At 36.0% G+C, this 14,103-nt stretch carries 11 protein-coding genes and 2 pseudogenes; 10 read left to right on the top strand and 3 right to left on the bottom strand.

Features of this window, described 5'->3' with window-relative positions:
• The first annotated feature begins 14 nt into the window (after positions 1-14).
• Complete coding sequence (locus tag H1D32_RS08580) at positions 15-602, top strand: CBO0543 family protein (protein ID WP_261177865.1); 588 nt, start codon at positions 15-17, stop codon at positions 600-602.
• Between the two features lie 123 nt (positions 603-725).
• On the opposite strand, the gene H1D32_RS08585 is transcribed toward H1D32_RS08580, so the two are convergent.
• Complete coding sequence (locus H1D32_RS08585; protein ID WP_261177866.1) at positions 726-1,430, bottom strand: SurA N-terminal domain-containing protein; 705 nt, start codon at positions 1,428-1,430, stop codon at positions 726-728.
• A 348-nt stretch (positions 1,431-1,778) separates the two neighbouring features.
• On the opposite strand from H1D32_RS08585, the gene H1D32_RS08590 reads away from it, so the two are divergent.
• The 5 genes and pseudogenes from H1D32_RS08590 to H1D32_RS08610 all read left to right on the top strand — a co-directional run bounded on the left by H1D32_RS08590 (position 1,779) and on the right by H1D32_RS08610 (position 7,466).
• Complete coding sequence (locus H1D32_RS08590) at positions 1,779-3,086, top strand: MEDS domain-containing protein (protein ID WP_261177867.1); 1,308 nt, start codon at positions 1,779-1,781, stop codon at positions 3,084-3,086.
• Positions 3,087-3,230: 144 nt separating this feature from the next.
• The gene (locus H1D32_RS08595) at positions 3,231-3,980 is read left to right on the top strand and encodes a hypothetical protein (protein WP_261177868.1); all 750 of its coding nucleotides are present in this window, start codon (positions 3,231-3,233) and stop codon (positions 3,978-3,980) included.
• A 139-nt stretch (positions 3,981-4,119) separates the two neighbouring features.
• Positions 4,120-5,220 (top strand): molybdopterin-dependent oxidoreductase, encoded by a 1,101-nt coding sequence (locus H1D32_RS08600; RefSeq protein ID WP_261177869.1) that lies wholly within the window; start codon positions 4,120-4,122, stop codon positions 5,218-5,220.
• A complete protein-coding gene (locus H1D32_RS08605) occupies positions 5,207-5,926 on the top strand; it encodes a hypothetical protein (RefSeq protein ID WP_261177870.1) in 720 nt (239 codons plus the stop codon). The genes H1D32_RS08600 and H1D32_RS08605 overlap by 14 nt, the downstream gene beginning before the upstream one ends.
• Positions 5,927-6,087: 161 nt before the next feature.
• Positions 6,088-7,466: pseudogene (locus H1D32_RS08610) on the top strand (Glu/Leu/Phe/Val family dehydrogenase).
• Positions 7,467-7,659: 193 nt separating this feature from the next.
• On the opposite strand, the gene H1D32_RS08615 reads toward H1D32_RS08610, so the two are convergent.
• The gene (locus tag H1D32_RS08615; protein WP_261177871.1) at positions 7,660-7,800 is read right to left on the bottom strand and encodes a hypothetical protein; all 141 of its coding nucleotides are present in this window, start codon (positions 7,798-7,800) and stop codon (positions 7,660-7,662) included.
• A gap of 443 nt (positions 7,801-8,243) precedes the next feature.
• Positions 8,244-10,361 carry a LysM peptidoglycan-binding domain-containing protein gene (locus tag H1D32_RS08620; RefSeq protein ID WP_261177872.1) on the bottom strand — a complete coding sequence of 706 codons (2,118 nt, stop codon included), beginning with the start codon at positions 10,359-10,361 and terminating at the stop codon, positions 8,244-8,246.
• Positions 10,362-10,527: 166 nt separating this feature from the next.
• Here H1D32_RS08620 and H1D32_RS08625 point away from each other — a divergent pair, with 166 nt between their 5' ends.
• From H1D32_RS08625 to H1D32_RS08640, 4 genes and pseudogenes are all read left to right on the top strand, one after another.
• Entirely contained in the window at positions 10,528-10,944 is a 417-nt protein-coding gene (locus tag H1D32_RS08625) for a hypothetical protein (RefSeq protein ID WP_261177873.1), read from the top strand.
• Between the two features lie 320 nt (positions 10,945-11,264).
• Positions 11,265-11,827, top strand: a pseudogene (locus tag H1D32_RS08630) (sulfite exporter TauE/SafE family protein).
• 496 nt (positions 11,828-12,323) lie between these two features.
• Complete coding sequence (locus H1D32_RS08635) at positions 12,324-12,767, top strand: HEAT repeat domain-containing protein (RefSeq protein ID WP_261177874.1); 444 nt, start codon at positions 12,324-12,326, stop codon at positions 12,765-12,767.
• Positions 12,768-13,313: 546 nt separating this feature from the next.
• Positions 13,314-13,757 carry a redoxin domain-containing protein gene (locus H1D32_RS08640; protein WP_261177959.1) on the top strand — a complete coding sequence of 148 codons (444 nt, stop codon included), beginning with the start codon at positions 13,314-13,316 and terminating at the stop codon, positions 13,755-13,757.
• The last annotated feature ends 346 nt before the right edge of the window (positions 13,758-14,103 follow it).

Raw genomic sequence — 14,103 nt, forward strand, 5'->3', positions numbered from 1 at the left:
AAAGGGGTGTAACTATGAGACCTGGCCAATCGGATGCATTGAGTAAAATTACAGCAATGACAGAGCAATTAAGCAAGCTCCAAATGGATTACTGGCAACAATACTCGAATATAGAAACATGGGGTTTTAAAATTATTTTGCTAATCTTTGTAGTCCCTTTAGTTTTATTGTATTTTACCATTGATCGAAAGCACATCCTCTTATTGGGTTTTTATGGGTTAAATGTTCATATTTGGTTTAGTTATATTAATATCGCAGGAGTTAAACAGGGGTTTTATACGTATCCGTTTGAGTTAATCCCATTTATCCCAGGGAATCTTGCTTTGGATGCATCATTAATTCCTGTTTTGTTTATCCTTGTTTATCAATGGACAATGCGGCACAGGAAGAATTTCTATCTTTATTCAATCGCATTGTCACTTTTTCTAGCATTTATCTTTAAGCCCATCCTGGTCTATGTAGGTATGTTTGTTATGTATAAAGGAACTAATTATTTTATTTTATTTGTTTTGTATTGCATTATCTTTTTATTGTCAAAACTTATAACAAACCTATTCTTAAAAATGCAAGAAAGTCCGCGGGCAACAAAAGAAGAGATTTAAACGCTATACCATTGTTCAATAAAGGCTTAGAGACTACTCTAAGCCTTAGTTAATTTTAAGAGGAATAAAAACTTTATCTTACGTAGAAAAAGGGATCCGATATCGGATCCCTTTCTTGCATAACTAAATTAAAATCCTAATGTCACTAGCTTCTTTTAATTGCTCTACAAGTTCACCAATAGCAGCTTGGTTTTTTTCGTTAATTAGTTCTTCTTGAAGAAACATTTCTACATCTTCTAGAGGAGGCATTTCATCAGTCTGCTCACTGTATTGAGCGTATAATTCCTCGATTTCCTCTTGAGAAATTTCAGGTGTTCCAATTTTGTCTCCTAAGTACTTATTAATCGTTAATTGGACCTTAATTTCTTCCTGAAGGCTAGCAAGTGTTAAATTATTCTCTTCAAGAATTTTAACTAGCTCTTCTTCACCGCCGTACTCAGCAAGAATCAAATCCATTTCTGCTTGGACCTCAGCTTCAGTAGCTTCAAATCCACCTTCAACAGCAGCTTGGTTTATAAGTGTTGTATTAACAAGCTGATCAAGAACGTGTCTTTTGATTTGAGCTTCGTTTTCTCCGTCAATTTCAATACCCATTTGTAAATAGGACATCTTAACTTGCTCATATTGGTTCGTAAGTTCTTGTTGTAAAATTTCTTCGCCGTTTACAGTGGCAACAGCTTCTTCTGGTGCTAGATCATTTACAGCTGAAATTTCTGTACCTTCACTAGGTTGTGTGTTTTCCTCTTTTACTTCGTCGTTGCTACATGCAGCTAGTCCAAAAGCAAGGACTAAACCCGCACATAATGGGATTAACTTTTTATTTAACAAAAGAACAACTCCTTTTTTATGATTAAAGCCAATTGTAACAAAGTCATTTTTTCATGTAAACCATAAAGGTGTGAAATTTTATCGTCGAAGGTTAAAGATGTGAATAACATGTGAAACAAAATAACTAAATAAGGGGATAAAATTAAATTGGAGAAAGAGTAATAATTATTTTTCTGAAAAAGTGTTCTTTGCATTTCAAAAACTCAACTTGTTTTATTGTAAATGCATGGAAAATAAAAATCTTATATTTTCAGGATAGGTTTTTTTATTGAAAATAAATTCTCAAAACTGTATAGTTTATAGAAAAGGGAATATTTTCCCAATATATTAACGAAAGGGAGGGATCATATGGCACTAAAGACAAATTCTAAATCTATTTCTTTAACAGATAACATTCAAGTGAATGATGGGTCTCATATCTTGTATTTTTATGATTCTGAAGAGAAATATCTTGAAAATCTAGTATCTTTCATATTAGCTGCAAAAAGTATGAATCAGCATGTTATTGTTATTGAGAGCTATGAGCTTTATATGGCCTTATTAGATAGATTAGGAGAGAAATTGATAGAGTTGGAGCTTATTGATTTCCTCCATTATAAAAATAATAAAGAATTTTATGAAACTCATGGGAACTTTAAATTTGAGCAGGCATTGAGTAATTTTAAGACAACTGTGCAACCGTTTGTCGATGGGGATCTTTCAGTTCGAGTATGGGGAAAGGTAGCTTGGAACGATCTTTCTGTTAGTAAAGAAGTGTTAAATAAATACGAATGCCAATGTGACCTAACTGTCAGCGAAATTGGCTATTTGACTGTTTGTTGTTACGATGGGAAAGAGGTTCCCTCTACGGTTCTAACAGACTTGATGAAAAGTCATCCGTATTTTATGACGGATACAAACTTAGTGAAATCATCTTTATATAATCATCCTGATGAAACGATTTTCCCCTCTTTAGCAGCGCAAAAAAAGATTGAAACAGAACTTGACTTCTACCGCCAAAAACTTGATTTTATTCACGTTGTCGCTCATGAGGTGCGAAATCCGTTAACAGTCATCAAATCTTTCGCCACAATATTAAAAAATGAAATAGGTGATAGAGATAAACAAACAAAGCTAAGCTTAATTGAAGATTATTCAGTTGCAATTGACCATGAAATCAATCATATCATCCAAACTGAACAAATGTTGACAACAGATACTTTTTGGAAAATGAAATTAATTAAAGCACGACCTGTTATTGAAGAAGTACTAGAGATTATGACGATTAAAGGAAGAACCCAAAATGTTGTTCTTGTTTCTGATCTTCAAGTACCTACGAATACAATTATCAATGGAAATTTAATGGGTTTTCGATTGATTATTTCTAATCTTCTAAGCAATGCCATTAAATATAGTTTTGAGGGACATACAGTTACGTTTAAGAGTTTTGTTGAAAAAGGTAATTTACATATAAATATTATTGATACAGGTGTAGGGATGAGTAAACAAGAGTGTGAAAAGCTCTTTCAAAAATATCAAAAGATTAATCAAGAAGCGGCAGGACAAGGGATAGGGCTATTTATGGTCTATCAAATCGTTACTCACTTTAAAGGCGAAATCAACGTTAGTAGTGAACCAGGGAAAGGTACAGATATTCGCGTGTCATTTCCGGTTTAGGTAGTCTATAGTCAAATATCTGAAAGTTAGTTCAACTTACATGTTAGTTATCACTAACTAATATAGCAAGAGGAATAAACGAGGAAAACGGATTTATGGAATTGATAAGAAATAGACTAATGGCTATGAAAGAGGTGGATCAACTTGAGATTTGATTATGTGGTCTTGGAGTGTGTTGCAAGCGATTATTCATGTTTTGATTCTGTTGTAGGGAAATTTCATCTCTATGATCTACGAGTTACAGTGTTATTAGGTGAAGAACACTTATCAATTAACTTTTATTTAACGGAATTTTATGACGACTGGGGCCATACCTTTTTTCATGATTCAGAAGGCTATGAGCGAGCGGCATTGTTCCCACGCCAAAAAATTCTCGAGTTATTACACTTTCACCCACGAGTTACACCTTATAAAGAACAAATAGAAAAGCAACTAGGAAAAGAAGGGTGCTTTCCTTATCAACCGATAGAGGAAGAGAGTTTGATTGAATATGATTTTGTTAAATTTTTCAGGAAGTGTAAAAAGATTGCGGCTAAGTTTAAGGTGAACTATAAAATATTGACATTTGAGGAACTTGGTTACACGAGCTATAATGCGGTAAGATTAGACTTTGAAAATGGACCAATCTATATACTATGTAACAACTATCGTGTTACGTTTGTTAAGAATAAGAATTCAGCATGGGGAGGCGAGTTAGATGGCTACCCATTAAATTTTATTGATCATGAACATCTAGCAAGAGAGTTTAGTGGGAATTATAGAGTATACACGGTGGCAGAACTAAATGAACCGTTTAATAAAGATGAATTTGTTTTAGATGATTTTAATAAGTATAGTGTAGATCACTGGAAACCTAAAAAAGTTGGTGACTTTCTGTTTAATTATTGGGATTAATTGGATATAAGAAGGGGCAAATTCATGTTGAGTTTGTTCCTTTATTTTTTATAGGCAATAATCATCAAGTTTGCATGTGCTCGCAGATATATGCAATCCTATTGATAAAGTTGATTTATTCGAGGGAGATTGGCTAATTATGAAATGGTTACGAACAATCCACTTAATTCATGGCATATTATTTACATTGATGCTTTTATCAGGTTTGTTCCTGTATGGTACCACAACACGAACTTGGTTTAACCAGATTGGATTTCCAATGGTTCAATTCCATATTGCCATAGCATTCTTGTATTGTGGGGTCATCCTCCTAAGCATGTATAGGGTGGGACGCTATCTACTAAAAAAACCTCCCATAAAAAAGTTTAATTTTATCTGGATGATCGTATTCTTTTTCTTATGGACGGTCTCGGGGCTACTTATGTATTTTCAGGCTGCTGTTCCTACTGGAATTCGAAATGGAGCCGTTGTTGTCCATGATTGGAGTACTTTTTTATTTATACCGTGGCTCCTCACCCATACAATTTGCCATCTATTTAAGATAAGCCTTCCTTGGCCAAATTGGTGGAATTCGCAAGCGGTATTACCTTCGCGGATAAAAGAAAATATCTTAGATCGCCGTGATTTTTTAAAATTGCTAAGCTTTTCCTTCTTATTTCTTGTGATTGGTGGCTGGCTCAAATGGAATCTACCGATATTAACAGTTGCTGAAAACGAAGTGAAACGGAGAGGATATTTTCGGATTTACAATGTAACGAATGACTTTCCACGTTATCCAAATAACGAGTGGAAGCTGACTATTGGTGGACTTTCGAATAAAAAGGTGGAAATCGGGTACTTTGATTTATTTCGACTTCCGTCAACAACGATTGTTGACGACTTTCATTGTGTGACTGGGTGGAGTGTCAGGAATGTAGAAATGAAAGGAATTCTGTTAAAAGACTTATTTAGTGCATATGGAATTGAAGCGAATAGTGAGTTTGTTACAGCATATTCCGGTGACAATGTTTATTTCGACTCATTTTTAACGAGACAATTATTAGACGAACCTTCTTATCTAATTTATGAAATAGATGGTGAGCCACTAAAAGCAGTGCAAGGCTATCCTTGCAGACTATATCATCCTGACATGTATGGATATAAATCTGTAAAATGGGTGGATCGTCTGGAATTTACTGAAAGTAGAAAACTAGGCTTTTGGCAGCAGAGTGGAGGGTATGATTTAGATGGCTACCTATAAACCAATTAAGCGATACCTTATTCCGTTAGTAGCGTTGTTCATTGGGGGTAGTCTAGCTTTCTTGTTCGTCCCATCAAAGATGGACTATGAATGGAAGATCTGGCGTGATCAAACGATCGAGTGGGAGAAACAACATTATGCAGTTAAAGGGAGTTTCACTTTAAACGGGGAAGTCGTGACAAATGAGATCGGCGATTGGTCAGAGGAAAACAGTCATTTGAATGTCTCAGTAGTAGTTTCCGATGATTCTGTGTTTGAGTTTCAAGTTGTTTTTCAAGAGGAACGAATTTATATCAATTCAGCTGATACGTGGTATCAGAATGAACTTAGCCCTCGCTTCGTTGAAGAATTTGCCCCTCTCTATCAGCCATTTAGTTGGATGCGTGAATTACTAAAAGAAGCCGATCGAATTGAAAAAAATAGAGGAGGGGAGCTAACAACTTATACAGCATTCTTTGATACGTTTGATAAGTTTGAATTTCGTGGCTATGAATTAAGTGAGCAAGAGCAGACATCTTTAACTGTCATAGAAAAAGAGGGTCAAATTCAATCCTTTACCTTTGATGTAAACCCAATTCGACCGGAAACTATAGGGCCACTTGATAGTTATCCAAACCAACTTAGCTATACGATGAGTTTTACAATCATAGATGAAGTACAAATTGTATTACCAAAGGAAGCCTATGAAGGTGAGAAACTGGAATAGCAAAGACTGTCCTTTTATATAGTCCTATCCCATCTAAGCTTTTATCGACTCGCACTATGCGAGTCGATTTATTTTTGCTTAATCAAGAACGTAAAATGACGGGCAAAAACACTAAACGAGTGAATACAACATATATAAGGTAGAAAGGAGGGTTTTATTTAATGGAGAGCAAAACTAGAGGGATTATTGAAGCGTCTTTGAATGCTTTGTTGGAAGATAAAACATTTTTACCAGAATTAGAAGGTAACCAGCGTAAGCAAGCGTTTACTTCGTTAGCTGCTATTCTCTCTACACCTAATCATGTTCATAAATCGTTTTTGCGGATTGCTTTAGAGGATGGGCAGGTCGTTCGTATTCCAGCATTTCGTGTTCAGCATAATAACTGCCTCGGGCCTTACAAGGGCGGAATTCGTTTTCATGAATCGGTGAATGAGGATGAAGTGATAAACTTAGCTTCGTTAATGACGTTGAAAAACGCCCTACATGATGTCCCTTTTGGAGGCGGGAAGGGCGGTATTGTTTTGAACCCGAGGGAACGGACGATTACAGAGCTACATCTCATTGCAATAAAGTATGTTCGCTACTTTAATGAAATACTAGGGCCTGATAAGGATATTCCAGCACCAGATGTCGGTTCAGGCGAAAGAGAAATGGACTGGATGATGGCAGAATTTAAAAGTATTCGAAATGGTGCTCCATATCGAGGAAGTTTTACGGGGAAAAGTGTTGTAAATGGTGGCTCGTTAGGTAGAAGAGAGGCGACAGGTAAAGGAGTCTATTTTGCATTTAGATACATGCTTCACGATTTTTTGAAAGCGCAAGAGGACTTGTTGACGAAAACCGATAATGTATTTGCAAAGACATTATTAGCTCATGCAGGTCGTCCTCTTAAGATGGCCGTTCAAGGTTTTGGTAATGTTGGTTCAGTAGCGGCACTCGAAGCATTTCATTGTAAGAAAGTACAAAATAAAGTTGTCGCGGTTAGTGATCGAAATGTGACTCTATTTAACTCGAATGGATTAGATATACCTAGCTTAGTTCAGTTTAAAAATATGAACAAAGGAGAGTTACCAACAACTGACGAACAACTTGTTGAAGCAGGCATTGAAGCTGAAATTTGTGGCAGAGATGATCTTTTGACGTTTGATGTTGATGTACTTATGTTAGCGGCTTTAGAGGATCAAATTCATCAAGGCAATATGAAAGAGATTAAAGCAAAACTGATTGTCGAAGGTGCAAATGCACCTGTCACAAAAGAAGCTGATCAGTTTCTCAGTGACAAAGGAGTCATTATCATCCCGGACATCTTAGCAAATGCTGGTGGCGTGATTGTCTCTTACCTCGAGTGGATTCAAGGACGGGAAACGCAATTTTACACAGAAGAAGAGGTCTTCAAGCTCTTATTTGATAAAATGCAAGGCGCAATGGATAAAATTCTCCCACAATTTTTGGGGATCCATTCCCTTTACGGCAAAATTGTTACATTCATTCAGTGATGAAATTATCAACTGTCCTTTATACTCAGGGGAAGTTGTATTAGTTTAAGTGAATGAAAATCTACCTATTTTATAGAAAAAATTACCTCATGTGAGTTCACATCTTGAGACAATTTTTTCATTCTTTATAAATCGAAAAGCAACAATCTATGTGTAAACATCCTTAACAAAAGAGGGGTAACACCAATGAATTGGATGTTACCTCTAAATCTTAGACGAGTGGGTTGAACTAATTTGTTATACTCTGTCATCTTCCCAATTTCTATAGTAGTTATCTTGCTTGTCCTGTTTTGCTATTTGATCTTCATTTTGGTGCTCGAGTGTATTTGTTTGTTTTGTATCCTTAGTAGTTTTATTTTCGTTATTTTTCTTCTCCATATCTTTCCCTCCATTTCCTTTCAATTCATACCTAATATAAACCGAAATGGTGGGAAGTATGTAGAGCCCTAGTTTCCCGGGAAAGCGCAGGAAAGGACAGGATATGTCAAAATCTTTTCCGTATTTTTTCGTAAGTAAGAGCACTGCAATTTGGACCGGAGCGGTTTTCGATATCGAGTTTGGTGAAAAGAGAACGATTTTTGTTAAAGGCTCGTAAACTTTTTTGCTTTTAGGTCGTCTTTTGAGAATAAATAAGCTTTTTGGGACAATTTTTTTTGTCCCACTGGCTTATTTATTCTCAAAAGCTTCACGCAAAAAGTGAAGAACCAAGCATTCGCTTGGTTACGACCTAAAAGCTAAGAGCAACAATGTTTGAGTAAACAACCTTGTTAAATAAGGAATAGACTCTAAGTTGAGTTTATCCTTATTTAAGTAGAGACAATTTAGCGAAGACCTGCAGCGCGTTCTACTTGTGCTTGGTGAGAGTTATCTGCTTTTCCATCTACATGCCGAGTACTATTTGAAAAATAGACATCGAAATGTCCGGTAATTCCGTTATTCGTAATGTACTGAATATCATGCGGCATAAAGCTCATAGATGCTGCTAACCTTCTTCCATCTACTTCACAAATAACAGCTCTTGGAGTCCAGGAAAATCCTCCCCAAATTGATTTAGCAATATTCGTATCATTAATCGAGACGGTTTCAGCATCAGCATGGTTTGCACCGATGGTTCGTTTAATATAAAAACTCTGACCAGTAGCTAAATCAGTGATTTTCGCTGTTTTACCAATTGAAAAAACATATTGCGCCTCAGTCCACCAGTCCAATAGCTCACCATGGCGAGCACTAACAACTGGTTTTACAGCAATGTTATGTACTGGGATCGACAGCTGTTGTCCGATAGAAAGCATACTGTTCGTAGACAAATTATTCGTTCTCATAAGCTCTTGTTGTGGAATTCCGTATTGAATACTTAAATTCCAAAGATTATCACCTGAAACTACAGTGTGTGTAATGTAGCTGATGGTATTTCCGCTTGTCTGTGTCGGAGTATTTGTTCCATTTGGAATCGTAAGAGCTTGTCCCACCTGTAATGCATCTGATTTTAATTGATTTGTTGTACGAATTTGATCAACTGTCACACCAAACCTGTTTGCTATATTAAATAAGGTATCTCCTGAGACGACACGATAAGTAAATGTCGTTCTTTCTACTTGTGGAGCAGGTGCTATGGATGTGCTCCCAGTATTAGAAGGAATGACTAATGTTTGTCCAATTTGGAGCATCTCAGATTTCAGATTATTGGCAGTACGTAACGCATCAACAGTTGTACCGTATCTAGCAGCAATTGCCCATAAGCTATCACCCGCAACTACGGTGTGGGAAGTGGTTGTGGGACTTGGGGCTGCAGAAGACGGAGTAACTGCAGTAGTACTTGGAATAGTTAGCGTCTGTCCAATTTGCAACATATCAGTCTTTAGGTTATTAGCAGAACGTAACGCATCAACAGTTGTGTTGTACCTAGTAGCAATCGTCCATAAATTATCACCTGCAACTACAGTGTGGGTAGAAGTAGTTTGAGTAGGAGCAGGTGTCTTTGTTAATTGAAGATTGCCATTAGGAATGACTAACCTTTGTCCAATTTGTAAAATATCAGATTTTAAATGATTAGCAGTACGAATCGACTCAACTGTCGTCCCAAATCGTTTTGCAATGACTGATAAACTATCACCAGAGACAACGGTATAAATCGTATCAATTGTTTGTATTTGTGGAGAGAATGTTCCACTAGTACTCGCTGGAATTTGCAGAGTTTGACCAACTCGAAGCAAATCAGTAGTAAGGTTATTTGTCGATCGAATTGCATCTATTGTCGTGCCAAATCGATTCGCAAGTAAAGACAGGCTATCACCAGAGACCACAGTATAGGTAGTAGTTGCTACTGTTGCTTGTGTCGTTTGATTTCCGGTAATTAGAACAGGAATAATCAATGTTTGTCCGATGCGAACCTGATCGCTAGTTAGGTTGTTTGCTTCCGAGATTGCTGCAGTAGTTGTGTTGTACTGTTTAGCGAGCACGGATAAATAATCGCCAGCAGCAACTGTGTGAAATGCCTTTGGAATGATGAGTCTCTGGTTTAGCTGCAATGAATCTGTTGTAAGCTTGTTTGCTCTCTTAATGTTATCAACGGTTATTTGATATGCTTTTGAAATGCTCCAGAGCGTATCACCCCTCGCAACAAAATAGTGAATCGTTGAAGCCTGTGTAACTTGATTGGTAGTTACTGACGCAGCTGATGCAGAGTGTGTATTCAACCCAAGTGGAAGAGTACTTACGAGCATTCCTCCAACCATTACTTTTACAACAGTAACCTTAATTCCAGGATATTTCCTTCCAATAAACTGAATTGCGGATGAACGTAAGTTTTCTTTTTCCCCTGGTTTTGCCCCAAATTCATCGGCGAACTCCGTTAACTGATCATCGAGAAAGAGAATCAGTGCATATTCGTTCGTTTGCTGATTGATTATTCTAAGCTCATGCCTTTTATAAAAATCCATTTTTTTTATCTCCTTTTTGAGTAGTGCACAAGTAGTTTTCTTCAAAATCGGTAAACCATGCCAAGTAATAATTTATTATCTGAAATTACGTTGGATAAAAATTTTGAACAATGATGAGAATAAGGTGAAATAGGATATTATAAAAACGAATGAGGAAGTGTACATAATGAAAAGACAAAGGTTATGTTTCTTATTGCTTTTTTGTTTACTTGTAGTTGGTTGTAGTGCCAATGGGCAGCAACAATTATCGAGAGTTGATGTTCAAATGGTAAACCTAGAGGGAAGTGAAGCAGAAATTGTTACGATTACCGATAAGACGAAGTTAGGTGACATCAAGCTTCTATTAAAAAGGGTGAACTGGGAGCCTAATAGTGAAGTATCGATGGAACGAAGAGAAGATGCAAAGATAACGTTGTACTTACAATTAGAACAAGATATGCCTGAGCAGTTATTTGAATACAGGGTCTGGTTTAATGAGGACGATACAATAACAATTATCAGTAATAATTTAAAAGAAGGATACGGATACTTGGACCAAAAAAATACGGAGATCTTCAAGAGAGAGTTTTTGAAGGTGAATTAAAACAAGTGAAAACAAACTCAATTGCCATGACAGTTGAGTTTTTCTTTTTAATACTTTCTTTTGAAGGGTAGGATGCGACTATGAGTTTGTAAACCCTAAAACAATTGTTTACTAATTTACTAGAGAGTTGTAGTATAATAAGTGATCATTTAGTTCGATAAAGTAGTGGAATTGAAAAAAAGTCATATATTTACCGTGGCAGTGTGAAGAAACCATAAGCCACGGTATTTTACGTTTCATAACCATTGTTCTTTAACCGAAAAATGAAAGACAAGTGTGAAAGAGGAAGATGTATCATGCCATACGAAATACTAATTATTATGTTAATTATTTTGATCGGTAGTATCATCCAAGGAGTTAGTGGATTTGGCTTCGGCTTATTTGCAATGGGCTTTTTACCGATTTTTTTCACTGTAAAGGAAAGCTCACTGTTTGTGATGTCTTTAGCTGTTGTCGTTTCGGCGTGCATCATTGCTAGAAATTATAAGCATATTGTCGTAAAGGCTCTGGTATTTATGGCAGTTGCGTCGCTATCTGGTAGAATTATTTCGTTTTTTATCTTAAATGCTTTTGGCGAAATGGATGTTATGAAAAAGGTACTAGGGATTTTCTTAATATTGATGGTAATTTATTTATTTTTCAACAAAAAGAACCTTCCTCAGCAGTCTTGAGCAAACCTATCATCCCAATTATGTTTGGTTTCATCGGTGGTTTCATTGGTGGGATTTTTGCTGTTGGCGGTCCATTTTTCGTATTTTATTTTTTACTAGTCTTTAAGGATAAATATAAATATAATGCCAATCTACAAGCAATATTTTTTATAAACAATGCGTTTTCCCTTGTTTTGCATGGAATGAACGGAGATTTTGACTCATCGTTTTAACGTATTTTCTAGTTGGGGTCGTAACTGTTATTGTTGGTACGACAATTGGGATGAAGATGTTCGATAAGCTTCCTCGTGATCTAATTAAGAAATTTGCGATGATCGTCGTCTTGCTAGCTGGTTTGAATTTACTTATTTTTTCTTAGTTGTACGGAGAGATTGCCTCCGACTGAATAAAAGAAAAATAAATAAGTATGGTGATTGGTTTAAAATGGTACAATAGTTGATGAAAAAGAGTTTTCAATAAACGCTGTTTTCGTATAGTTTGTTGCTTTCGTAAAAATCCCAAAAGCCGGATTTTTACACAAATATACTAGAATTTCACTACTTATTTAGTAAGTATTGCTCTTTTCTTACTTATTTTATTGGGTGAATTCTTCAACTAAGGGGTTTTTCTAATTTTCTTAGGTTAAATAGCAACAAGTTTTTTTGTGCGACGAGTAATCGCAGGAGCAATGTTTACGAAAAGAGCCTTAACAAAAAGGAGATAGATCGTTTGAGTATCGAGGAAACAAGTACAAATGTGAAAGTCAGATTTAACGAATTAAAAAAATCAATTAACAGAACCTCTAATTGGCGCGAGCGTTTAGATGCAGTAAATGAGTTGGGGCAGTGGAATAGCAAAGAGGCGACAGAATTATTAAAGTATAGTATGACGGGTGATCCCGTTTATAAGGTACAGGAAGCTGCTTTTCGTCAACTTCAAGCGTTAGGTGAACAAGTCACGATGCCAAAACGTACACCTGGAGAATTAATCAAGGGAACAAATAAAATCTTGCTCAGAATAAAAAAGAGTTTACCTAATAATCATTCATACGAGGATTTCAAAGAAAAAGTAAAAAAGATGCGACTTGATTTATTTGATACGTATGAAGGTGATAAAGGTGCTGATTTTGATAAATGGCTAGAGGAAACATGGACCAATTTACCTACTAGATAACAACGTGTATTATGCGTCTTGTAATACAACCCAAAGAACATCTTCAGAGATGTTCTTTGGGTTGTCTAGAAAGTCTCAATATCCACTTTTATTTACAGTAAAATTGCATTATGACCGTAGCCAAGCAAGCTTGGCTCTTCACGCAAGAGCGTGAAGTTTGTAAACTAAATGAGGCGGAGGGACAAATGAATTTGTCCCTCCGCCTCATTTAGTTTACGAAAACGATCAAAATGCAAAATTTCTTTATATTTTTAATGAAAATAAGCAAGATAGCAAATCACTAGCCAAACAGGGCTAGGTGGTTATGAAATGTTATTTTCTTTTTTCTATAAGGATATTAAGTCACCAATCTAGATAAGAAACACTTTGTTTATTAGGGGTTTCTCGGCACTCTGAGAACATCTTCAGAGATATTTTTTTTGAATTTTTAATGAAAGTCCTAATATGAAATGACAAGTAATTTGAGTTGTAATTGGAGATAATACTTAGGTAAAACTTGGTCTTAAAGGAGGAAATGTTTTGGAAACGACTTTAAAGGTCGGCGATATGGCCCCTGAGTTCACTTTACCTGCTACCACAAAAGAGAAGTTATCACTTTCTGAATACCGTGGTACCAAGAATGTATTGGTGGCTTTTTATGGAATGGACTTTACCCCTGGCTGAATTAAGGAAATTGCCTCTTGGAAAGAGGATTACAAAAGATTTGAAAACTCAGAAGCTGAAGTATTGGCGATAAGTGTTGATCATATTCATTCGCACCGAGTTTTTGCAGCTAGCATGGGCACATTGCCCTATCCATTGTTAGCTGATTGGGACAAACAAACAGTAAAGAGTTACAATGTTTTCAATGAAAAAGGTGGAACTGCGATTCGCTCCGTTTTTATCGTAAACAAAGACGGAATCATTATGTATATCAACACCTCATTTAAAGCAGATAAGAAAGAGGATTACGAGGCAGTGTTTCAGGAACTAGAAGCCTTAACGAAATAATAAAGCAACAATAACTTGTAGGATAAAAAGGGTGGTACGATTGCCATCCTTTTTCTAACTCCTTTGTATACTCAGATTTACTTATTCAATTTTGTAAATCCATAATAATGCAATATTAATAGCTAATTTAGTTGTATTACTGTTTAGGCTGTTTCCGTAAACTTTGTTGCTTTTAGGTCGTCTTTTGAGAATAAATAAGCATTTTGGGACAAATTTATTTGTCCCAATGGCTTATTTATTCTCAAAAGCTTCACGCAAAGCGTGAAGAACCAAGCATTCGCTTGGTTACGACCTAAAAGCTAAGAGCAACAATCTTTTAGAATAGCGAGTACAATTAAACTAGTTA

Origin of the sequence: Anaerobacillus sp. CMMVII (genome assembly GCF_025377685.1) — a bacterium.
Taxonomy (GTDB): domain Bacteria; phylum Bacillota; class Bacilli; order Bacillales; family Anaerobacillaceae; genus Anaerobacillus.